At 66.8% G+C, this 21,984-nt stretch carries 20 protein-coding genes; 5 read left to right on the plus strand and 15 right to left on the minus strand.

The features are described 5' to 3' along the window. Positions 1-5 precede the first annotated feature (5 nt). Positions 6-1,037: an XdhC family protein gene (locus IBX18_RS01940; protein ID WP_194832050.1), complete on the plus strand. Its 1,032-nt coding sequence runs from the start codon at positions 6-8 to the stop codon at positions 1,035-1,037. On the opposite strand, the gene IBX18_RS01945 is transcribed toward IBX18_RS01940, so the two are convergent. The 4 genes from IBX18_RS01945 to IBX18_RS01960 all read right to left on the minus strand — a co-directional run bounded on the left by IBX18_RS01945 (position 1,034) and on the right by IBX18_RS01960 (position 4,688). After that, positions 1,034-2,128, minus strand: a complete 1,095-nt coding sequence (locus tag IBX18_RS01945; protein WP_194832051.1) for an ABC transporter substrate-binding protein — start codon at positions 2,126-2,128, stop codon at positions 1,034-1,036. The genes IBX18_RS01940 and IBX18_RS01945 overlap by 4 nt on opposite strands. Positions 2,129-2,204: 76 nt before the next feature. Beyond that, complete coding sequence (locus tag IBX18_RS01950; RefSeq protein WP_194832052.1) at positions 2,205-3,002, minus strand: ABC transporter permease; 798 nt, start codon at positions 3,000-3,002, stop codon at positions 2,205-2,207. Positions 3,003-3,102: 100 nt separating this feature from the next. Then, on the minus strand, positions 3,103-3,849 hold the full coding sequence (locus IBX18_RS01955) for an ABC transporter permease (protein ID WP_194832053.1): 747 nt from the start codon (positions 3,847-3,849) through the stop codon (positions 3,103-3,105). Then, positions 3,846-4,688: an ABC transporter ATP-binding protein gene (locus IBX18_RS01960; RefSeq protein ID WP_194832054.1), complete on the minus strand. Its 843-nt coding sequence runs from the start codon at positions 4,686-4,688 to the stop codon at positions 3,846-3,848. The genes IBX18_RS01955 and IBX18_RS01960 overlap by 4 nt, the downstream gene beginning before the upstream one ends. Before the next feature lie 116 nt (positions 4,689-4,804). On the opposite strand from IBX18_RS01960, the gene pnuC reads away from it, so the two are divergent. The 3 genes from pnuC to IBX18_RS01975 all read left to right on the plus strand — a co-directional run bounded on the left by pnuC (position 4,805) and on the right by IBX18_RS01975 (position 8,039). Further along, positions 4,805-5,521, plus strand: coding sequence for a nicotinamide riboside transporter PnuC (pnuC, locus tag IBX18_RS01965; protein ID WP_228540255.1), 717 nt, complete (start codon positions 4,805-4,807; stop codon positions 5,519-5,521). 83 nt (positions 5,522-5,604) lie between these two features. After that, positions 5,605-7,032: a DHA2 family efflux MFS transporter permease subunit gene (locus IBX18_RS01970; RefSeq protein ID WP_228540256.1), complete on the plus strand. Its 1,428-nt coding sequence runs from the start codon at positions 5,605-5,607 to the stop codon at positions 7,030-7,032. A 41-nt stretch (positions 7,033-7,073) separates the two neighbouring features. Then, positions 7,074-8,039 (plus strand): sigma-70 family RNA polymerase sigma factor, encoded by a 966-nt coding sequence (locus IBX18_RS01975; protein WP_194832055.1) that lies wholly within the window; start codon positions 7,074-7,076, stop codon positions 8,037-8,039. 21 nt (positions 8,040-8,060) lie between these two features. Here the strand turns inward: IBX18_RS01975 and IBX18_RS01980 are convergent, their stop codons facing one another. The 11 genes from IBX18_RS01980 to IBX18_RS02030 form a co-directional block, all read right to left on the minus strand. Continuing rightward, complete coding sequence (locus IBX18_RS01980) at positions 8,061-8,804, minus strand: TetR/AcrR family transcriptional regulator (protein ID WP_194832056.1); 744 nt, start codon at positions 8,802-8,804, stop codon at positions 8,061-8,063. A gap of 9 nt (positions 8,805-8,813) precedes the next feature. After that, on the minus strand, positions 8,814-10,355 hold the full coding sequence (locus IBX18_RS01985) for a cytochrome P450 (RefSeq protein WP_194832057.1): 1,542 nt from the start codon (positions 10,353-10,355) through the stop codon (positions 8,814-8,816). Positions 10,356-10,528: 173 nt separating this feature from the next. After that, positions 10,529-10,675: a hypothetical protein gene (locus IBX18_RS01990; protein WP_194832058.1), complete on the minus strand. Its 147-nt coding sequence runs from the start codon at positions 10,673-10,675 to the stop codon at positions 10,529-10,531. Between the two features lie 47 nt (positions 10,676-10,722). Continuing rightward, positions 10,723-11,514 carry a DeoR/GlpR family DNA-binding transcription regulator gene (locus tag IBX18_RS01995; RefSeq protein WP_194832059.1) on the minus strand — a complete coding sequence of 264 codons (792 nt, stop codon included), beginning with the start codon at positions 11,512-11,514 and terminating at the stop codon, positions 10,723-10,725. A gap of 126 nt (positions 11,515-11,640) precedes the next feature. Continuing rightward, positions 11,641-13,758, minus strand: a complete 2,118-nt coding sequence (locus IBX18_RS02000) for a CocE/NonD family hydrolase (RefSeq protein ID WP_194832060.1) — start codon at positions 13,756-13,758, stop codon at positions 11,641-11,643. 14 nt (positions 13,759-13,772) lie between these two features. Then, positions 13,773-15,392: an AMP-binding protein gene (locus IBX18_RS02005; protein ID WP_228540257.1), complete on the minus strand. Its 1,620-nt coding sequence runs from the start codon at positions 15,390-15,392 to the stop codon at positions 13,773-13,775. A 139-nt stretch (positions 15,393-15,531) separates the two neighbouring features. Then, the gene (locus IBX18_RS02010; protein ID WP_194832062.1) at positions 15,532-16,185 is read right to left on the minus strand and encodes a TetR/AcrR family transcriptional regulator; all 654 of its coding nucleotides are present in this window, start codon (positions 16,183-16,185) and stop codon (positions 15,532-15,534) included. A 70-nt stretch (positions 16,186-16,255) separates the two neighbouring features. Then, on the minus strand, positions 16,256-17,653 hold the full coding sequence (locus tag IBX18_RS02015) for a lipase family protein (RefSeq protein WP_194832063.1): 1,398 nt from the start codon (positions 17,651-17,653) through the stop codon (positions 16,256-16,258). 144 nt (positions 17,654-17,797) lie between these two features. Then, the gene (locus IBX18_RS02020; protein WP_194832064.1) at positions 17,798-18,706 is read right to left on the minus strand and encodes a carbohydrate ABC transporter permease; all 909 of its coding nucleotides are present in this window, start codon (positions 18,704-18,706) and stop codon (positions 17,798-17,800) included. Positions 18,707-18,767: 61 nt separating this feature from the next. Beyond that, complete coding sequence (locus IBX18_RS02025) at positions 18,768-19,649, minus strand: carbohydrate ABC transporter permease (protein WP_194832065.1); 882 nt, start codon at positions 19,647-19,649, stop codon at positions 18,768-18,770. A 1-nt stretch (position 19,650) separates the two neighbouring features. Continuing rightward, positions 19,651-20,901: an extracellular solute-binding protein gene (locus IBX18_RS02030; protein WP_306796095.1), complete on the minus strand. Its 1,251-nt coding sequence runs from the start codon at positions 20,899-20,901 to the stop codon at positions 19,651-19,653. 128 nt (positions 20,902-21,029) lie between these two features. Between IBX18_RS02030 and IBX18_RS02035 the strand changes: the two genes are divergently transcribed. Further along, positions 21,030-21,974 (plus strand): SIS domain-containing protein, encoded by a 945-nt coding sequence (locus IBX18_RS02035; protein ID WP_194832066.1) that lies wholly within the window; start codon positions 21,030-21,032, stop codon positions 21,972-21,974. Positions 21,975-21,984 lie beyond the last annotated feature (10 nt).

The raw sequence follows: 21,984 nt of genomic DNA on the forward strand, positions 1-21,984 counted from the left end.
GGCAGATGCGGGACATCGTCGACGACCTATTGCGGGTATGGCATTCCGGGCGCACCGGCGGGCTGGCCACCATAGTGCGCACGATGGGCTCGGCACCCTTACCGGTCGGCTCGGCCATGCTCGTCGATCCGGACGGTGGCGTCTACGGCGCGGTCACCGACGGCGGGCTCGAGGAGATCGCCTACGAGGCCGTGCTGCATGCCGCGCGAACCGGTCAGCGCACGATGCACCGCTACGGCGTGGCTACCGGCATGGAGGGCAGCGCGGACCGCGACGGCATGATGGATGTGTTCGTCGAACCGTTCTCGCGCAGGCACTTTCCCGAGTTTCCCCTCGTCGCCGCGGAGATCGCGGCGCACCGCCGGATCACCGTGTTCACCGTGGTGTGGAACTCCGATGCGGACCTGATCGGCCAGCACCTGATCACCGACAAACGCCACGGCACCGAGCTGCTCGCGCTACCGGATTCCGATGTGTTCGTCGCGTCGTTCGCCCCGCCGCCGCGGCTGATCATCTTCGGCGCCAACTCTTTTGCCGCCGCGCTGACCGTGCAGGCCAAGCTGCTCGGCTACCGGGTCACCATCTGCGACTCGCGGGAGAACTTCGCCAAACCCGAGAAGTTCCCCGGCGCCGAGGTGGTCGTCGACTGGCCGCACCGGTACCTGAACACGCTGTCCTCGGCCGGCGAAATCGACAGCAGCACCGGCATCGTCGTCACCTCGCACGACCCGAAGTTCGAGATTCCGCTGCTCACCGTCGCGCTCCGACTACCCGAGCTCGGCTACCTCGGCGCCATGGGTGCGCGCACCGTGCACACCCAGCGCATGGAAGACCTGCGGGCCGGCGGCTTCTCCGAGGCGACGCTGTCTCGGTTGCATTCCCCCGCGGGGCTGGACGTGGGCGCGCGCACCGCCGCCGAGATGGCCGTCGCGATCGCCGCCGAGCTGATCGCCGCCAGGACCGAGCAGGCCGGACGGCACGCACAACCCAGCACCAACCCGCAACCGCTGAAAACTGTTGTCGGACTGAGTAGCTAAGCCTTCAGGCCCGGATTTTCCGCATAGACCTCGCGCAGCACGGACAGGTCGAACAGCTGATCGGCCGTGATCGCCAGCTCGGCCGACCGCAATGCGGTGATGTTCTGCTCGATCAGACTGTCGGTCATCGTCAGCAGGCCGTTGGCGGCGGTATCCGGTGAGATGACCAGATCGTTCTGCGCCACCGCCTCTTTCGTCTGCTCGGCCAGGTCGAGCTTCTGATCCTTGCCGTACACCTCGACCGCGAGTCGCGCGGATTCCGCCGGGTCGGCCACCGCGTCCTTCCACCCCTTGATCTCGGCGACGAGGAAGGCCTTCAGCATCTCCCGCTCCTTGTCGATGGTGGCCTGTTTCACGGTGAGTGTCTCGGCCACCAGCGGCAAGTTGTAGTCGGCGAACAGGAAGTGCGTGTTCGCGAATCCCTTGGCCGTCAGGGTGATCGGCTCGTTGGTCACGTAACTGACCCAGCCGTCGACCTCGCCGTTGGCCAGCGGGGACGGATCGAACTGCGCGGGCACGATGGTGACATCGCCCGGCTTCATGCCGTTGGCGGCGAGCAGGGCGTGGAAGATCAGCTGATTGGTGTCCTGCACCCCGATCTTGCGGCCCTTCATGTCCTCGGGCGTCTTGATCGGCTTCGCGGCCGAGCTGACGATCGCGAAGGGATTCTTCTGATAGGTGGTGGCAACGATCTTGGCGGGCAGGCCCTCCAGCACCGCTCGGGCCGTGGTCTGCGGCGCGGACAGGCCGAGCCAGATCTTTCCGGTGTCCAGCCCGGCCTCCACCGAGGTGCTCGCCGCGCCGCCGGCGATCAGGTCGACCGAGCCGAAGCCCGCCTCCTTGAAATAGCCCCTGCTGTCGGCGAAATACTCACCGGCGAATTCGATGTTCTTCAGCCAGGACAGCTGGATCGCGACGGTTCCGTACTTGGAGCCGTCCGGGGTGGAACCGCCCGACGAGTCGGTGGCGTCGCCGCCGCACGCGGCGAGCAGACCGGTGCCGCCGAGCGCGGCGCCTGCCAGCGCGGAGTAACGAAGAAGAGACCGTCGGTTCAGTGTCGGCCCGGACGAAAAGCGATGTACGGGTGTCATGGCCAGAATCTAGGTGGATTGCGTTTCATTTTCTTTACTTCGACGTTCCGAGCGACGATTTACTCGAATTTCACCGCTAGGAGCTGTTCGCGTCGGCGCCGAACCGGGCCAGCACCAGGTTCTCCAGCACGCCGACGATCGCGTAGAGCAGCACCGACACGATCGTGATCAGGACGATCGACGACCACAGCTGGTTGTATTGGAAGGTCGGGATGGCCCGGATCAGGCTGGCGCCCAATCCCGTTCCGCTGCCGAGCCATTCGCCGAGCAGCGCACCGATCAGCGCGCCGGGCACCGAGATTCGCGCCGCGGCGAAGACCGAGGGCAGCGCGGCGGGCACCGCGACCATCCGCAAACCCGTCCACCTGGACCCGCCGTAGGCGGCGATCAGATCCATCGCCTGCTGCGGCGCGTTGCGCAACCCGGCCATGATCATCACCAGCGCCGGGAAGAACACCACGATCGCGGCCAGCACGGCGACCCCGCCGACCCCGCGGCCGAACACCAGCACGATGATCGGGGCGAGCACCACCAGCGGCACCGAGCGCAGCAGCATCGCCACCGGCAGGAAGGTCTGCTCGACCGCGGCGAACGATACGAACAGCGCGGCCACCACCAGCGCGGCGAGCATGCCGCAGCCGAACCCGATTGCCGCGTCCCGCAACGTGATCTGCAAGTCGTCGAGGAGCACCGCACGCGCGGCACCCGCGCCGGGGGAGGTCACCAGGTAGCGCCAGATGTCCTCCGGCGACTTGCCCACTCGCGGGCCGACCTGCGGAAACGCCTTCAGGAAGACGTACCAGATCACCAGCATCAACAACAGCGAGGTGAACAGTGGGAACAAGAACTTCCCGATTCGCCCGACCACTTTCATCGCCCCTCCTCCGCGCTGACGCGCACATCATGTCCCGCCGTGCTCGCCGGCAATTCGATGCGCGCCAACAGAATTCGTGGATGCCACAGTTCGACGGTGCTCATCGCGCCGCCTGGGTGGTCCACGGTGCGACGACGCGGGCGGCCAGCGCGATGACCGCGTAACCGAGCCCGGCCAGCACGGCTGCGGCCAGCGCCATACCCCAGGTGCGTGGCACGTTGTAGGCCGTCTGCGCGGCGGTGAGCGCGACACCGATACCGCTGTCGACACCGCCGAGGTACTCGCCGATGATCGCGCCGAGCACGGCCGAGGGTGCCGCGATCTTCAACGCCGCGAACGTATTCGGCAACGCCGAGATCAACCGCACCCGGTACAGCTGCTGCCAGCGCCCGCCGCCGTAGGCCCGCACCAGGTCCAGGCTGGTCCGATCGGCCGAGCGCAGTCCGGTCACCGTGCCGACCATGGTGGTGAAGAAGCAGTACATCGCGGCCAGAAACACCGTCGGGGTGCGGCCGCCGAACACCACCAGGATGATCGGACCGAGCGCGAGCAGCGGCGTGCAGTAACTCAGAATCGCCAGCTGCGTGGCCAGCGACTCGATCTGCGGGATCACCATGATGAGCATCGCCAGCGCGATCGCCAGCCCGTTGCCCCACAGGAATCCCTGGAGCGCGCCGAGCGCGGTGATCCGGAAATTCGGGCCGTACAAACCCCATCCGTCGGTGTACATGGTGTGCAACACCGTCCACGGGCTCGGCACGGTGCCACCCGCGACACCGAGCGCGGCGAGCAGCCACCACACCCCGACCAGCCCGGCGACGCCGATTACTCCGCCGATCCGCTTCATGCCGGCACCGCGCCGGTACTCGACTTCCCGGCGGCGGTGCCCAGCGCACCGCCGGTGCCGGACTTCCCGAACAGCAGTTCCGACAGGTAGTCGTGCAGGCGGTGGAATTCGGGTGTCCGCATCATCTCCGGGGTGCGCGGGCGTGGCAGATCGATCTGCACCAGTTCCAGCACCCGGCCCGGACGCGGGCTCATCACCGCGACCACATCGGAGAGGAACACCGCCTCGGCGATGCCGTGGGTGACCATCAGCGTGGTCGCGGGCTGCTCCGTCCAGATCCGCAGCAACTCCAGGTTGAGGCGCTGTCTGGTCATGTCGTCCAGCGCGCCGAACGGTTCGTCGAGCAGCAGCACGGTGGGCTGCACCACCAGCGCCCTGGCGATCGAGACGCGCTGCCGCATGCCGCCCGACAGCTGGGCGGGCTTGGCCTTCTCGAAACCCTCCAACCCGACCAGCCGAATCAGGTCCGCGATCAGTGCCGGGTCCGCCGTCCGGCCCGCCACCTGCAGGGGCAACTTGATATTCGACTCCACCGAGCGCCACGGGAGTAGCGCCGAATCCTGGAAGGCGATGCCGAGTTCGTGGCGGCGCACCAGCTCGGCGGGGGTCTGACCGTCGATGAGGGACGTGCCGGCGGTCGGTGTTTCCAGTCCGGCCAGGATGCGCAGCACGGTCGACTTGCCGCAGCCGGACGGGCCGAGCAGCGACAGGAACGTGCCCTGCGCGGTGTGCAGGTCGACGGAGTCCAGCGCAGGCACCGTTTTCCTGCCTACCCGGAAGGTTTTGGTCAAGCCGCTGATCTGGATTCCGGTCCCCCCGGTACTGCTCTCGCCACGCATGACCGTCACCCTAGAAGCGAGCCATTGCGCCGATATTGCGAATCGGCACCCCAGATTTCGCCGTCGTTACGCGCCGACGCGTTTTCGATCGCCGCGAGCCGATATCGCGCCGATGGATGACATCGGTCCGTGCGCTGGTTGCACCACAGGTGAACCCGATCATCACGCTGCTCGACGCCAAGCTGCACATCGCAGGCTCGGAGATCCTTTGGCGCGAGGTGATCGGTAACGGTTTCGGCCTCGCCTCCGCCATCGGTGGCATGCGCCGTCGCGTCTGGGCCTGGCCGATCGGTATCGGCGGGAACGCGCTGTTGTTCACCGTTTTCGTCGGCGGCGTCTTCAACACTCCGCAGCAGTTGAACATGGCGGGCCAGGCCGGGCGGCAGCTGATGTTCATCGCGGTCAGCGTCTACGGCTGGTGGAGCTGGCACCGGCACGCCAACGAGACCGGTCTCGAACACCGCGGCGTCGAGCCGCGCTGGGCGAGCAACCGCGAACGTCTCGTCCTGGTCGCCGCCATGCTGCTCGGCACCGCCGCGTTCGCTCAGCTCTTCGCCGTCATCGGCTCATACGGTCCGTGGGCCGAGGCCTGGATCTTCACCGGCTCGGTGCTGGCCACCTACGGCATGGCCCGCGGGCTGGCCGAGTTCTGGCTCATCTGGATCGCCGTCGACATCGTCGGCATCCCCCTGCTGGTGAAGGCGGGGTATTACCCCTCGGCCACCCTCTATTTCGTCTATGCGGGCTTCGTGGCCTGGGGTTTCGTCGTCTGGATGCGCAGCATCCGCCCGGTGCTCCCGCCCGCCGCGGTGCCGCTGGCCACGACCCCCTAGAAAAAAAGTTCGACTTCCTCCGATGAATCGGCGGCCCCGCACCGGTAGGTACTGGCGAAACCTTCGGAGGAGGACTTTTCGCCATGACGATGACTGTTCGACAGCGCTGGGTGCTCGCGGTGACCTCGGTGGCCGCGCTGATGACGGTGCTGGACGCGCTGGTGGTCACCACCGCCCTGCCCGCCCTCCAGCGGGAGCTGCACGCGTCGATCGCCGAGCTGGAATGGACGATCAACGCGTACATGCTGAGTTTCGCGGTGCTGCTGATGGCGGGCGCGGCGCTCGGTGACCGATACGGCCGCAGACGGGTGCTCGCCATCGGACTAGGCCTGTTCGGGCTGGCGTCGGCGGCGTGTGCGCTGGCGCCGAGTCTGGAGTGGTTGATCGCCGCGCGGGCGGTGCAGGGTGTCGGCGCCGCGGCGGTCATGCCGACGGCGACCGCGCTGCTGTCGGCCGCCTTCCCGCCGGAGCAGCGGAGCAAGGCGCTCGGATTGTTCGCTGCCGTCACGGGATTGGCGACCGCGGGCGGCCCGCTCGTGGGTGGCGCGGTGGTGCAGGGATTGGCGTGGCAGTGGATCTTCTGGCTCAACATTCCGATCGCCGTCGTGCTGATTCCGTTGCTGTGCACCAGGCTCGAGGAGAGCTTCGGCCAGGCGCGAAAAGTGGACCTGCTGGGCATTCTGCTCGTCAGCGCCGGCGCGTTCGGCTTGGTGTGGGGACTGCTGCGCGGCAACGAAACCGGTTGGGCGAGTGCCGAAATGGTGCTGGCGTTCGGTGTGGGCGCGCTGGCGACCGTCGGCTTCGTCCGGTGGGAGCTGCGCACCGACGCCCCGATGATGCCGATGCGCTTCTTCGCGTCGCGGGCCTTCGCCGCCGGAAACGTGGTGGGATTCCTGCTTTCCGCCTCGATCGCGACCGGCGCGTTCTTCTTCGCGCAGTTCCTGCAGATCGTGCTGCGCGCCGATCCGCTCGGCGCCGGTCTGCGCTTGGCGCCGTGGACGGTGACGCTGTTCGTGGTGGCGCCGATCGCCGGACGCCAGGTCAACCGATTCGGTGAGCGGCCGCTGATCGTGCTCGGGCTGTCGATGCAGGCGGCAGGCTACTGCTGGATCACGCTGATCGCCGATCCCGCGCTGCCCTATGCCGCCCTGGTCGCGCCGTTCGTGCTGTCGGGGATCGGCGTCTCGATGACGATTCCCGCCGCACAGAGCGCGGTGCTGCGTGCGGTGCCGATGGCGGCGGTCGGTGCCGCGTCGGGCACCTTCAATACGATGCGCCAACTCGGTTTCGCGTTCGGCGTCGCGCTGCCCACCGCGGTGTTCGCGGCGGTCGGCGGACTCGACTCGGCCGGGGCGTTCAGTGCGGGATTCGCCGCCGCCATGGGGACGGCGGCCCTGCTGGCACTCGTGGGGGCGGCGGTCGGTGCGCTCATTCCCGCAGGTACCCCGGTCACTACGGAGGTGACCGGATCCGCGCCGAGGTCCGCGGACATGTCGGGAACCAGCGCATGACCAGCAGCCGAACCCGCTCCGGCGCAGTAGGTTGTCCACCCATGACGGTCAGCGCGGATTTCACCGCCAGAGCGATGGTGCACCGCCCCGAGCTGCTCGCGCACTGCTACCGCATGCTCGGCTCGATCCACGACGCCGAGGATCTGGTGCAGGAGACGATGCTGCGGGCCTGGCGCGCGGCCGACCGGTTCGACCCCGAGCGCGCCTCGCTGCGCACCTGGCTGTATCGCATCGCGACCAACGCCTGTCTGACCGCGCTGGAGCAGCGCGGCCGACGAGCCTTACCGGTCGATCTCGGTGGTCCCGCTGAGACCGTGCGGATGCGCCCGGAACGACACCCGGAACTGCCCTGGCTGGAGCCGATTCCCGATGGGCTGCTCGGCAATTCGGCCGATGACCCGGCCACGGTGGTCGCGGCCCGCAGCGGTATCCGGCTGGCTTTCGTCGCCGCACTGCAATATCTGCCCGCAAGGCAGCGGGCCGTGCTGATCCTGCGCGATGTGCTGGCCTGGTCCGCCGCCGAGGTCGCCGATCTGCTCGACACCTCCCCTGCCGCCGTCAACAGCGCGCTGCAACGCGCGCGCACCCAGCTCGACAAGGTCGCGCCGATGATCGATCAGATGTCCGAATCCCTCAGCCCCGCCGAACGAGCGGTGATCGACCGCTATGTCGCCGCGTTCGGCGACAGCGATATGGCGGGGCTCAGTAAGCTGCTGCTCGACGACGTCGTCTTCGAAATGCCGCCCGCCCTGGTGTGGTTCGCGGGACGGGCCCAGGTGCTGGAGTTCTTCGCGGACAAGGTGGGCCGGGGCAAGCAGGCTTGGCGGGCGATTCCCACGGCCGCCAATACCCAGCCGGCCGTCGCCTACTACCTGATCGACGAAACCGGCGTCTACCAAGCACATTCCATTCACGTGCTGGGCACGAAAGACTCGTCGATCGAGCGCATCACCGTCTTCCTCAACCGGGACCTGTTCCCGCTCTTCGGATTACCGCTTACCCAGTGAGCTCCTGAGCGCCGGGTGACTTCAGTCTTTTTGTGTCGCAGCGTCGGCGAAGAGCTCGGCGAGGGTTTCCGCGATATTGGCGGACCGGTCGAAGTGGTAGCCGCGGTCGGCGGCGTGGCCCGCGAAGAGGTGCCAGGCGGAGGAGGTGAGCATGCGGGCGATGGTTTCCTGGTCGGGGCGCTCGGCGCCGGGCGGGGTGCCGATGTACTGCGTGACGATGCCCTCCACCAGGCCGACCAGCCCGTAGACGAGCGGGCGGTACGGCGCCACGTCGATGGCGAGCATGGTCGTCCACGACGAGAACTGTTGCCACAGTGACTCGGCCACCCGGTGCCTGCCGATGGTCAGGCTGGTCTCCCCCGCCGCATGCCCGTGCACCGGACCGTTCTGGCCGAACTGATACAGATTGGGATGTTCGGCCGCCCAGCTCACCACCCGGCGCATGATCTCGTGGAACAGCTCCTCCGCGGTCTTGGTCGGGTCGAGCACGAACAGCGCCTCCACCTCGGCCACGTAGTGGTCCAGGATGTATTCGCGCACCCGGGCGTCCAGGTCTTCCCGATTGTCGAACTGCCGGTAGACCACCGAGCGCGCCAGTCCGGCCCGCTCGGCGATCTGCTGGATGGATACCTCGGCGGTGGGGCCGTGCTCCTCGATCAACGCGACGGCCGCCGCCAGGATCTGCGCCTGCCTGGTCGAGTTGTGTTCGTCCCAGCGCTGTCCGCCCGAGCGCCTGCGATGGCTACGCATGTGGGCGGGTTTCACGGTTATCGACTATACGGCGGTGTCCGCGCGCTCCAGTTCCGGCAGGAACCGGGGCCGCATCAGCAGCGGTCCGTCCGGACCACCGGTGAACGAGATCTGCCGCCGCACGCGCTGATCCGACACCGCGTCGAACTGCAGCTGCTGAGCGAAGGTGGCGACGACCAGCGCGGCCTCCATGTTCGCGAATCCCGAAGCGACACACATTCTTTTGCCCGCACCGAACGGCATGGTGGCCCGTTTGTGTTCGCGCGCTACGTTTTCCGGCAGATACCGGCTCGGATCGAACTCCTCCGGACGCTCCCACACGCGCTGATTGTGGTGCGACCCGTGGATCAAGGTGATCACCGTGGTGCCCGGTTCGATCAGGTAACCACCCAGTGCGTCCGGCTCTTTCGCCGTTCTGGCCAGCCCGACCACCGGCGGCAACACCCGCATGGTCTCGGCGACCACGGCCTGCGTCCACGGCAGCCGATCGAGGTCGGCGGCAGTGGCCGGGCGCGAGCCGAGCACCGAACGCACCTCCTCGCGTAGTCGCTCACGGGCCTCGGGGTGCTCGGACAGCAGCTGCCACACCCAGGTCAGCGCGGTCGCGGTGGTTTCCATGCCCGCGCCGACGAAGGTCATCAGCTCGTCGTGGATCTCCTGATCGGTGTACTGGTACCCGGTCTCCGGATCCGAGGCGTCGATCAGCGCGGCGAGCAGGTTGTCCTTGCGGGTGATCCGGCCTGCGCGATGGTCGGCGATCAAGCCGTCCACCACGCGCTCGGCGTGGCGCAGGTCGCGCATGGTGCGCGGCTCGACCACCCAGCCCGCCGCCCGCATGATCCGCATCGGCAGCCGCGAGTTCCCGGCGTCGTCCCGATGGCGGGAATGCCGGTGCAGCCAGGTCGCGACGTGGTGCAGGGGATGACTCAGATTCGTCATGAAGCCACGGCCGAAGAACCGCAGCAGCCGATAGAGCACCACCTCCGACATCGGGCCGGTGATGTCGGTGCCGAACATCGTGCGCGACGTGACATCCAAAGTGAGCCGGTTCATTTCGGCGTTGACGTCGATCACACCGTCGCTCGCGGACAGCTGTCGGATCCGCGCCACCGCGTCCCTGGCCGCCTCGACCATGATCGGGGCGAACCCATCGACGTTGCGCTTGGCGAAGATCGGCTGCACCAGCCGCCGATTGCGCTGCCACAGTTCGTCGTTCAGATCGGTCACCAGTCCGCGCCCGAACGCGACCGCGAGCATGTCGTAGTCGGGGCTCTTGGTGTAGTTGTTCTGATTGGTCACCAGCACATGCCGCGCCAACTCGGGACTGCGCACGATGACGAACTTCGCGAACGGCACCCTGGCCACGATCACGTCGTCCTGCCCGGGGAAATTGGTCACATAGTCCAGCACCGTGTGATCGCGCACCCGGGGCAGGATCCCCAGCGACAACCGCACCGACTCCCACCAGCTCACCGGCGTGCTGTGCCATCGAATGAAGGTCGGCGCCCAGCGGGGCGGGTGCAACGTGGAATCGACTTCGGCAGCAGTGGAATCGACATCGGCCATAGCGGGCTCACCTTGCCTGAACGTTCATATGGGACGTGCTGTCCCACTCAGGTTAATGAGACGCCATGACCCAGTCAATGGGTGGACGTGGTTGCTGAACCTGGTTGAAAGCAGCACAGCCCGGCAAGCCATCCATGGCTTGCCGGGCTGTTCGACCTGGAAGTCAGCAACTACTAGTTGGGCGTGTCACCCTCGTAGTCCATGTTCGCGGCCTGGTCTTCCCTGGTAGCGGCGGCGTCGTCGGTCGCATCCGGCTGGTCGACGTCGTCGCGGTCCACCTCGGTGTCGTCGGGACGGTTGGTACCGGGTTCAGTGGTCATGGCCTCGTGCATGCCCGGCGCCACCGCGTTCAAACACGGCGGCGCGGCTACACCACGTCGACCCGCACCCCGGTCGCGCGGATCGCCGCTACCGCCGACGGGTCCGCGTCGGTGTCGGTGACCAGCGCGTGCACCTGCTCGATGCTGCAGATACGGGCCAGGGCGGTGCGCTCCAGCTTGTCGGCGGTGGCCACCACCATGACGTGTCGGGAGCGGCGCACCATCTCGGTAGTGACACCGGCCTCATCGATGTGCCTGCACTGTGCGCCGCCCTCGGCGGAGATGGCGTTCACGCCGAGGATCAGCTCGTCCAAGCGCAGCTCGGCGAGGGCACGTTCGGCCAGCGGGCCGTGCAGTTCGTAGGACTCGCGCCGGGCCACGCCGCCGAGCACGACGGTGCGCATGTGCGGGCGCAGCACCATCTCACCCGCGATATTCAGCGCATTGGTGACCAGGGTCAGTTGCTCGTCGCCGGTCATGCCCAGGTCGGTGCGCCCGGCCAGGGCCCTGGCCACCGCGGTGGTCGTGGTGCCGCCGTTCATCGCGATGACCGCGCGCGGATCCACCAGTGACGCAGCGTGTTCCGCGATCCGCTGCTTGGCCTCGCCGCCGGTCTGGCGGTAGCGGGCGGGCAGGTCGTAGGCGACCGAGGTCGCGACGACACCGCCGTGCGTTCTGGTCGCCAGCTGCTGTTCGGCGAGCGCGGTGAAGTCGCGCCGCACGGTCGCCGAGGAGACGCCGAGGCGTTCGGCGGCTTCCTCCACCGAGAGCCTGCCGGAGTCGGCGAGCAGTTCGAGCAGCCGGTTCCAGCGCTGTGGTCGGTCGGTCGGTCCGGTCATCTCATACCGCCCTGCGGCATTCGAACACACCGACCTGCTGTTTTTCGTGGCACGCGAACAATCTGATCACAGGCACGCCGCCGAACGTAGAGATTCCGGTACCGCAATGCCAAGCCGGGTGCCGTCTCAGCGGTGCCCGGCGGCGGCCGTGGCCAGCGGAATCGTGAGGAACGAGGCCGATCCTTCGGTGCGCTGGATGTCGTATACGCCACCCAGCAGCGCCGGATAGTCCTTCGGGTTGAGGATATGGGTCGGCGCGTCACCGGAGCCGATCGTCACCTGCAACCGGTGCCCGGCCTGGAAGACGTGGAAGGCCGGGCGGATCTTCACGTGATACTCGGTCACCTGTCCCGGGACCACCGGCAGCATGGATTCGCGGGTGCCGGGATGGAACGCGCCGAGCACGCTCCCGTCCACCGCCCGCCACGTCCGATCCTCGTCCAGCGCGCGGAAGTTCCCGGCGAGTTGCCCGTCGGTCAGGGCGATGGCGGTGCCGTCCGGCGCGATGTCCTGCACGGTCACGCTGAAGGCCGAGGCCGGGGTGCTCGAACTGGCGAAGAGGGTGGCGCCGATCGGCCCGCCGAGCACGGTCGGCTCGGCGAACGGCTCGGTGCTGTAGTGCGGATTGTCCAGCAGCCCAGGAACATCCGGATGCGCCGGGAATTGTCCGCAGGGGTCGTCGACGCCGGCCATGGTGGCGAGCAGCTGGTAGACGCCGGAGAAGTTGCGGGAGAACGAGGAGTTGCAGAGGGTGCCGCCGTTGGCCGGAGTGAACGTCACCCGGTCCGAACCCGCCGCAGCCGCAGGACGTTCCGGCGTCAGTCGGCCGCCTTCCGCCAAATAGAGGTTCTGCGTTGGCGTTTCACGCATCGGATACGTTGCGCTCTCGATTACCTTGCCGTTGACGTCGATCGCGTGCAGCGGCGTCTTCGTCTCGTCGATGCCGTTGCGATCGTTCTTCAGCCACCGGTCGAACCATGCCAGTTGGATGGCGTGCATATCGAGATCGGTATTGCGCTGCACGCCGGGCTGCACGTGAAACCAAGGGCCGGTGAGCATTTGGAAGCGGCCGCTGGATGGTGCGGCCGCGGGCATCGGCCCGTGGTGCGAGCGTCCGGCGTAGGCGTTCTGCAATCCGGCGAAAGTACGCGGCGTACCGTCCTGCAGCAGGTCGTACTGGCCGCTGACCAGGTACGTCGGAATGTCGTTCGCGGCGATCTGCGCCACCACATTGTCGATCGCGCGCGACTCCCAGTACGGACTGTTGTAAGCCTTGTCGCCGTCGAGCAGCGCGTTGAACACCGAATGCCAGGTGCCGTCCGCCCGGAAGTGTGCGAGCAGATGATCCACGAAGACGCTGGTCAGCTTGTCCGGCTCCCGATACAGCCCGAGGATCGGCGCGAGCTGCGGCAGCACGGTGATCGGGAATTGCAGCATGGAGGCCAGGAAGGCGAGGTTGTAGAAGCCGTCGTGGTTCAGCAGATCCTGGAATGCGTGGTTGCCCGGCATCAGCGGGAACAGCGCGCGCACCGGCGAATCCGGTTCCAGCACACCGGCGGTGAAGAGTTCGGTCATCCCGAGATAGGACAGGCCCCACAGCCCGATCTCACCGGTCGAGTTGGGCAACTCGGCAGCCCAGCGGATCACCCGCTTGGCGTCCTCGCGTTCCTGTGGCTGCAAGATGCTCCACTGCCCGCCGGAAGAGCCGGTGCCGCGGATGTCCACGATCACGCTGATATAGCCGCGCTTGACGAAGTAGTCGCCGTAACCCGCCGCATCGCTGACCTGTTCGGCCACGTCGATGACGGTCGGCAATGCGTTTTGCAGGAGCGGCCCGAGACCGTCGTAGGACAGTAGGCGCAGGAAGCCGCCGCTGTCCTTGCCGTACGAGGTCTGGGTCAGCACGATCGGGAACGGGCCTACCGCCGGTGCGCCGGACGCGTCCGTCGGATACCGAATGTCCGCGCGCAGCACCACGCCGTCCGCCATCGGCAGCTCGACGTTCTTCTGTTCGCCGACGCCGTACAGCTCCGGACCCGGATTCCACCCCTCGGGCAATCCGGTACGGGAGTCGGCCGTCGGCAGGGCATCCCAGCCCACCGGTTCCGCGCCGGCGAACGGCAGCACCGAGGAAACGGTGAGTACACCGATGACGACCAGTGTCCGGGCCGTCATCGAGGTGGCCCTGGCGAATCGGCCGCGACGCGTGCCGCCGCGATTCAGCGGATAAACGGTCATCGTCATTGATCACCCATCGCTCAGTGGACCGTAAGGTCGCGGCGCAGCAGTTTTCCAGTGCTGGTGCGCGGCAGTTCATCGAGGAAGGTGACATCCCGCGGCACCTTGAACCGGGCCAGATTCGCCTTCACATGCGCCCGAACACCCTCGGCGTCCAACTCGTGACCGGCCTGCCGCACCACGAAGGCCGCGAGCCGCTGCCCGAACTCCTCGTCGGGCACCGCGACGATGGCCGCCTCCGCAATGGCCGGGTGGGCGTACAGCAACTCCTCGACCTCGCCGGGAAAAACATTCTCGCCGCCGGAGACGATCATGTCGTCGTCGCGTCCGTCGATGAACAGCCGCCCGCCCGAATCCCAGTGCCCCACATCGCCGGTGGACAGCAGCCCGTCGATGCTGTCCTTGTTGCCACCGCCGGAGTACCCCGCGAACGACAGCAGGCTGCGCACGTAAATGGTGCCGCGCCTGCCCGATTCGGTGACCAGCTCGCCGTTGTCGTAGAGCCGGACGGTGCACACCGTGGGTGGCCGGCCCACTGTCCCGGACGCCGCACGCCAATCCTCGGGCGTGGCAATGGCGGCGACGCCGACCTCGGTGGAGCCGTAGAAGTTGTAGAGCACATCACCGAACGCCTGGGTGGCGGCGTCACCCAGCGCGGCGGGCAAAGCCGATCCGGCGCTGAAAACGATACGCAGACTGTCGGTCTGGTACTTGGCCAAGGCTTCCGGGCCTAGGTCGAGTATCCGGCGCAGCATGGTCGGCACGAGGACGAGCACCTGCGCCCGATGATCCGCCACGGCGGCCAGCGTCGCCTCGGCGTCGAATCGGCTGCGCAGCACCACCGTCGAGGCCAGCGACAGTGCCAAGATGAACTGGTTCAGCGCCGTGCCGTGGAACAGTGGCGCGGCCAGCACCAGAGTTTGGTTGCGCCGCAACGGAATCCGCTCCAGTAGTGCGGCAGCCGCCAGCGGCGACTTGATCTCGCGCGGCACACCCTTCGGTGTTCCGGTCGTCCCGCCGGTCAGCAGCACGAACCCGCCCTGTCGCGGCGGCGGAGCCAGCTCGGCGGGGTCGTTGCCTGCGATCAATTGGTCGACCGTGGCAACGCCGCCCGCGTCGACGCCGTCGTGCATCGCGAGCACTCGCCGGACCCGCGGCGGCAACACCTGCAACAGCTCACTGAATTCCTGGTCGTACACCACGATATCGACACTCTCGCGTGCCGCGACATCGGCCAGTTGCGGCCCGGCGAATCCGGTATTGAGCAATACCAGTCGCGCGCCGATCTTGGCGGCGCCGAGCATGGTGTCCACCAACTCGCGCCGGTCCCGGACGAGCGCGGCGACGGTGTCACCCGGCCCGAGGCCGAGCGAGATGAAGCCGCGGGCCAGTGCGTTGCCGCGGGCCTCCAATTCCCGGTAGGTGAGCGAGCCGAGTTCGTCGATCACCGCCACCCGGTCGGGTTCCCGCCGGGCCGACATCCGCACCGGCCCGGCGATGCCGCCGAACTGCCGGACGGCGCGGGAGGCGCGCACCAGGTCGGCGGGCGCGAGCAGGTCGAGCACACCGGCGCGTTGCAGCACGCCCACCGAATGCAGATTGACCATCAGCGCCCGAACGGCACTTCCGATGGAGGACATGAACACTCCGTCCAGAGAATCGTCGACCGCCTCGAGTAAGGGGGTCGACTCGACTGTAGGAGATTATCCGCAATTGGGCAAGATATCTTTTCAGATGATCACCCAGTGTGATCGCCCGACGATTCCGCTTGATTTCAGATCAGGTGAGAGCGAGTCCGGAGTTCACGAAATACGCGATCTCCTCGCATATTTCGTCGAGACCGATCACCGCGCCCGGCAGAGTGCTCTGGACCAATTCCTGAGCGAGCGAGTTCACCGCGCCGATCACCGCGAGCGCGAATAGGTCGAAGCGCCTCGGTTTGGTCTCGCCGCGCTCGACCGCCCGCTCGGCCTCGCTGATAATGAGCGCGGAAAGCAGGCGCCGCTGCTCCCTGCGCCATTCCTCCACGGCCGCACTCACGCCGACCACTTCGACATAACAGACCCGCGCGGAGCGATGATCCTGACAGGTCACCGCGAGATAAGCGCCGAAACCCTGCACCACCCTGGTCGACAGCGGCTCGCCGACGGTTTCGGCCAGCGCCTCCAGCGCCCGCTCGACCGCGTGCGAGGTGATCCGATTGACCAACGCGATGAGCAAAGCCTCACGGCTGCCCATATCTTCATAGAAACTGCGCGTGGACACATTGGCTTCCGCGCACAGACGCTCGATGGAAGTGGCTGCGTAACCCTGGGTTCCGAACAATTCGAGCGCGGCGTCGATCAATCGCGTCTGCCGCTGGGCGACCCGCTGCTCCCGAGACAGCCCGCCGTAGCTGCGACCGTCCTTTGCTTCCGCTTCCCGCCGTGCCACCGTTCGATGCTACCCCGCACCCCCGGCACCACCCCGGCACGGACATCTGTCCGCGCCGGGGGCACCGCGGCTACTTCTGCTGGCCGATCGCGTATCCGACGAGGGCTTGGGCCAGCGGCGGCAGTATCTCCGACAGTGCCTGCCCGAATTGCGGTTCCGTGAAGGCGCTCACCGGACTGGTGATCGAGCAGCCCGCCGGTGCGGCGACACCGTTGAGCCGGTCCTTCAGCCAGAAGAACGCGCCGGGCAGATGCGCGGGAACGCCGGAGATATGTTCGGCGAGGAATTCCCGGACGTATGTCACGCTCGGCGCACCCCCGGCGCAGTATTTATCGACGATGGCGTCGGTGCCCGCGATCGGAATGAGCTCGTCGTGCTGTGCGTGATAGAAGTAGATCGGCACGGTCGGCTGCTGCTGTCCGAGTGAGTTGTCCGCGATCGCCTCCCGGATCTCCGGCAGGTTCAATGGATCACCGCCCTGAAAACTGCCGAAGTAATTGAATCCGGGAAACAGGGTCGCGCCTTGCGGATGGCACAGCACCTTCTTCGAGGCCATGACGAATTGCCCGAGCAGATCGACCTTTTCGCGCATTACCCGCTGCATCTCCGGATATTCGGTGGCAATACCCACGATGGCGGCCGAGATGAGGCCCGCATAGACGCCACCGTTGTTGTGCCGCACCACCTCGGCATAGTCGCCCGCCGCGACACCGCCTGCCGCGACACCGACAATATTGAGTTCGGGCGCGTAACTCTGCTTGATCTCCGGCACGAAGGCCGACGGAATCGTGCCGCCGGAGTAACCCCACAGCGCCGTCGGTGTCTGCGGCCCGTTCAACTGCGCCGGGGCGAAATTCTCGGCGGCCCGAATACCGTCGAGCGTTGCTTGCGCGTTCATGCGCGAGGCGCCGTACGCCGAATTCGGACCTTGGTAGTCGGGCATCGCGACGGTCCAGCCCTGTCCGAGACCCGCGGCGATCGGGATGAGCGTCTCCGCCGCGTTCACGTAATCGACCGGGATGGCACCGGATTGGGCGACATAGGACGGGGCACAGTACTGCGCGACGCTGTCCTCGGCGATCTGATAGGACAGCAGCTTCGATCCGCCGGCGGGCGCGGGCCCGCGCGGCTTCAGGATCGTGGTGACCGTCGAGATCGGCTCGCCATGACTGTTGGTGGTGCGATACAGCAACTGCCACGCATCGACATTCAGCTGCACGATGCCCATGAACGCCGGGTAGATCGCCCGCGCGCGCAGAATCTCACCCGGTTGCGCCGCGGCGACCGCGCCCGCGGCGGGCCGGTAGAAGTCGTCGAGTTCGGGTGGCAGGGTCAGCGCGGGTGCGGGCTCGACCCGGACACTGCTCTGCTCGCCCGGCTCCGCCTGTCCCGAACCGAGGGCCGTCCACGCCGCCATCAGCGCGATGACGCCGAGGACGACGACGCGCCCACCATTGCGCACGCTCATCGAAGTGCCTTCCCGTAACCGCTCGTTACCGATATTGGTAAGAGATATTTTCAGATAACGGGCCAGAAGTCCAGACTCAGACAGTGACGTGGTTCATGAACAGGAAAACGGCGGGTGGTGTAGCACACCACCCGCCGTACCCGACTACTTGACGCTGCCCGCCGTCAGACCTGCGACGAGGCGCTTCTCGATGAACGCGAACAGAATCACGACCGGGATGATACCGACCGTGGAGATAGCGAAGACGTATTGCCACGACGTGTCGTACTGACCGATGAACTTCGTCAGCGCCACCGACAGCGGCTGGTTCTCCGCGGTGGTCAGCACCACCAGGCTGGCGGCGAACTCGTTCCAGCAGGAGACCACCACGAAGATCGTGGCGGTGACGATGCCGGGCCAGACCAGCGGCAGGCTCACCCGGACCAGGGTCTGCCAGCGGCTCAGCCCATCCAGCATCGCGGCCTCCTCGATCTCCACCGGGATGGAGGCGAAGAAGCTGTGCAGGATCCACACCGCGAACGACAGGTTGAACGCCGCGTTCACCAGGATCATCGCCAGCCAGGTGTCGTTGATGCCGATCGCGAAGAACTCCCGGATGAGACCGGTCACCAGCACCGTCGGCTGCAACATCTGAGTGACGAGCACCAGGCCGAGGAACACCGCGCGACCCGGAAACTTGTGCCGCGCGGTGTAATACGCGGCCGGAATGGCGACGAGCAATACGAGCACCGTGGCGACCACCGAAATGATCACGGTGCTGGCCATATTGAAGGCCAGCGGCGTCTCCGGCGTGTCCCACATGGTGGCGTAGTTGTCCGGATGCCACGACTCGGGGAAGTAAGTCGGTGGGATGCGCAGGATTTCGGGCCTGCTCTTCAGCGAGCCGAGCACCATCACGATGAACGGCACCAGGAAGACCGCGGCGAGAACGACCCCGACCGCGGTCAGTTCCCAGCGGCGCCGTTTCGGTTTCGCCCCGCGACGCTCGGCCGATTCGGCCACTTCTACCGCACCCGTTACCTTTTCGAGGTGCGCCACGTCCGCCGTGGTCATCGGTCGACCTCCTGTGCCGTGCGGGACACCCGGTCGATCGGCGGGTGCGGCTGCGGTCTCGTCACCCGTCGACCTCCTGCGTCGGCCGGATCACCTTCACGTAGATCGCGATGATGGCGATGATCAGCACGAAGTTCAGCACGCTCATCGCCGCGGCCGTGTCGATCGCCTGGTTCTGCCGAATCAGCTTGAACATCAACGTGGTGGTGGTGTCGGCCTCGAAACCCGCGATACTGCCGGTGATCACCTGCAGAATCGGCAACGAGTTGAACGAGTTGATGATGTTGATGATCGTCGCCACCGCGATGGCCGGGCGCAGCTGCGGCAGCGTGAGAAAGCGGTAGCGCTGCCACGCACTCGCGCCGTCGACCCGGCCCGCCTCGCCGATCTCGGCCGGAATCGACTGCAGCCCGGCCAGAATCGTGTAAGTGGTGAACGGGATCGAGACGAACACCGCGACCCCGATCGCAACCAGGAACGCGGGCGTCGGTTGCTTGGTGAAGCCGAAACCCCGGTCCAGCAGGCCGATATCGACCAGGAAGCGGTTGGCGATGCCGACGTCGGGATCGAGCATGTAGTAGAAGATCGTCGTCGTCATCACGACCGAGGCCGCCCACGGCACAAGAACCGCCATCCGCACCGCCGTGCGGCCGGGGAAATCCTTGGCCAGGAACTGGGCAAGCCCCGCCGAGAGCACCAGGGTGATCAGCACGACGGCGACCACCCAGATCACCGTGTGCGCCAGTACCGAGCCCAGCTCCGAGATCGCGAAGAGATCGCGAAAGTTCGCCAGCCCGGCCGGACCGCGGTCCTGGCCGTATTGGCTCAAATCCCGGGTACTGGTCCACACCATGTAGCCGGCCGGAAAGGCGACGATAGCCGCGATCAAGACCAGTGCGGGCCCGATCCACGGTATCGCCGCCAGAGTTCCCTTCCGTCGCACGCTATTTCGCGGCTTCCTGAACACGAGCCAACACCTGGGCCGGGTCGGTGCCCTGCGCGATGGTGCCCATCTGCTGCCGGATAGCGCCTTGCGCCGCAGCCCATTTCGGGTTGTTGCTCGGGTAGAACTGGGCCACCGCGAGGGTCGAACCGAACGCCTTGGTCACCGGGTCCGCGGCCAGCTTGCCTGCCGCGCTGTTGGTGATCGGGATGAAGCCCTCTTTGGACACGAAGTTCGCGTAGACGTCGGCGCTGTAGAAGAAGTCGAGGAACTTCTTGATCGTCTCGGTCTTCTTGCCGTCCTTCTTGAACGCCATCAGGTGATCGGCGACGCCGAGCGTCACCGGGGTGCCGGACTTGGTCGGCGTCGGCGCGGTCGAGTACTTCAGCGCGGGGTTCTTCGCGGCGATCTGACCGATGGTCGGGGGCAGGCCCTCGATCATGCCGATCTTGCCCTGGATGAACGCGTTGATGACGTCCTTGCGGTCGGTCGCGCCCGGGTTCGGCTGGGTGACACCGGCATCGGCGAGCTCGCGCATGGCGCGCACGCCCTCCAGGTTCTGCGGGGTGTCGACGGTGATCTTGTCACCATCGGCCCACTGGCCGCCCGCGCCGAAGGTCCAGATCGAGGTCTCGCCCTGGGCTTCCTCGCTGCCGAGCGGCAGGCCGTAGCCGGAGACGCCGCCGCCGAGCGCCTGGATCTTCTTGGCCGCGTCGGTGAGCTCGCTCCAGGTCTTCGGCGGCGAGGTGATGCCTGCCTTCTCGAACAGTTCGGTGTTGTAGAACAGGGTGCGGGTGGAGGCGAACAGCGGCAGCGCGTACTGGGTGCCGTTGAGCGAGGCGTTCTTCGCGAAGCCGGGCTGGATGTCGGAGAGCACCGACGGCGAGACGACTTCGTTGGCGGAATACAGCATCCCGTCGCTGGCGAAGCTCGCGTAGGCGTCGATGTTGAGGATGTCCGGGGTGGTAGACGTCGACTGGAGCTTGGTGCGCACCACATCGTTGATCGAGTTCCAGGACTCCATCTGCAGGTTCACCTTGATATCAGGGTTCTTCTGCTGGAAATCCGCGATGATGCCGTCCCACAGCGCCTTCGTACCGGTGGCCCCGTCACTGTAGGCCGGGGCTAAGAAGTTGATCGTGGTGTCGGAGTCGGCGTTATCTTTCGAGCCGAACCCACAGGACGAGATCGCCAGCGCGAGGCCGGTGACCATCGCGACCCCCGCAAGCACGCCGTGGAGTGGTCTTTTCACGAGTAGAACCTTTCAAATTTGCACACCGGGCGCCACTGGACAGCCGATGATGGGATCGAACTGATCGACCGACTATCAACATAGACCCAAGCTTGATCATATGTGACCGATTCGCTCGTAAATTTGACATGAACGATCACCGGGCGGATTCTGTTGTTGTGCCGATCTCCGCCGAAACCACGCCCGTGACCCACCTGGCCAACGAGGTCGCCACCCAGCCTGACGACTGGGCGCGCGCCGAAACGATCGCTGCCGACCATCGCGACATCCTCCCCCACAAGGGCGAGCGAGTCGCCGTGATCGGTTGCGGCACTTCCCTGTTCATGTCCAAAGCGATCGCGGCGCTGCGCGAGGGCGCAGGCCACGGTCTGACCGACGCCTGGCCCGCCAGCGAGGTCCGCTACGGCCGCGACTACGACCGCTACCTGGTGATCTGCCGCTCCGGCACGACCACCGAGGTGGTCAACGCCATGCGGGACATCCCAGCACACATTCCCCGCACCGTCATCTGCTCCAGCCCAGGCACCCCGGTGCTCGAGCTGGGCGATCCGATCCTGATCGACGAGGTCGACGAGGAATCGGTGGTGCAGACCCGCTTCGCCACCACCGCACTGGCGATCCTGCGCTGGCACCTCGGCGAAGACCTCGCCCCGGTGATCGAGCAGGCCCGCGCGGTGCTCGCCGAGGACCCGGCCGTCTCGCTCGCCGACGTCCGGCACGCCGAGGAGATCAGCTTCGTCGGCATGGGCTTCGCCGCCGCCATCGCCGAGGAGTCCGGGCTGAAGCTGCGCGAATCCTGCCAGTCCTGGACCGAGTCCTACCTGGCCACCGAGTACCGGCACGGCCCGATCGCCATCTCCGCGCCGGGCCGCGCGGTCTGGGCCTTCGGCCCGCTGGTGCCGAACTTCGCGACGGATATCGCCAGTACCGGTGCGCACTTCGAGCACCGCGACATCGACCCGATGGCCGATCTGCTGCGCGTCCATCAGCTCTGCGTGCTGCGCGCGGCCGACCTCGGCCTCGACCCCGACCACCCGCGTGGGCTCAATCGCTCGGTCGTCCTCGACCAGTGATCGGACCGAC

Source organism: Nocardia sp. XZ_19_369, assembly GCF_015355715.1.
Classification (GTDB): domain Bacteria; phylum Actinomycetota; class Actinomycetes; order Mycobacteriales; family Mycobacteriaceae; genus Nocardia.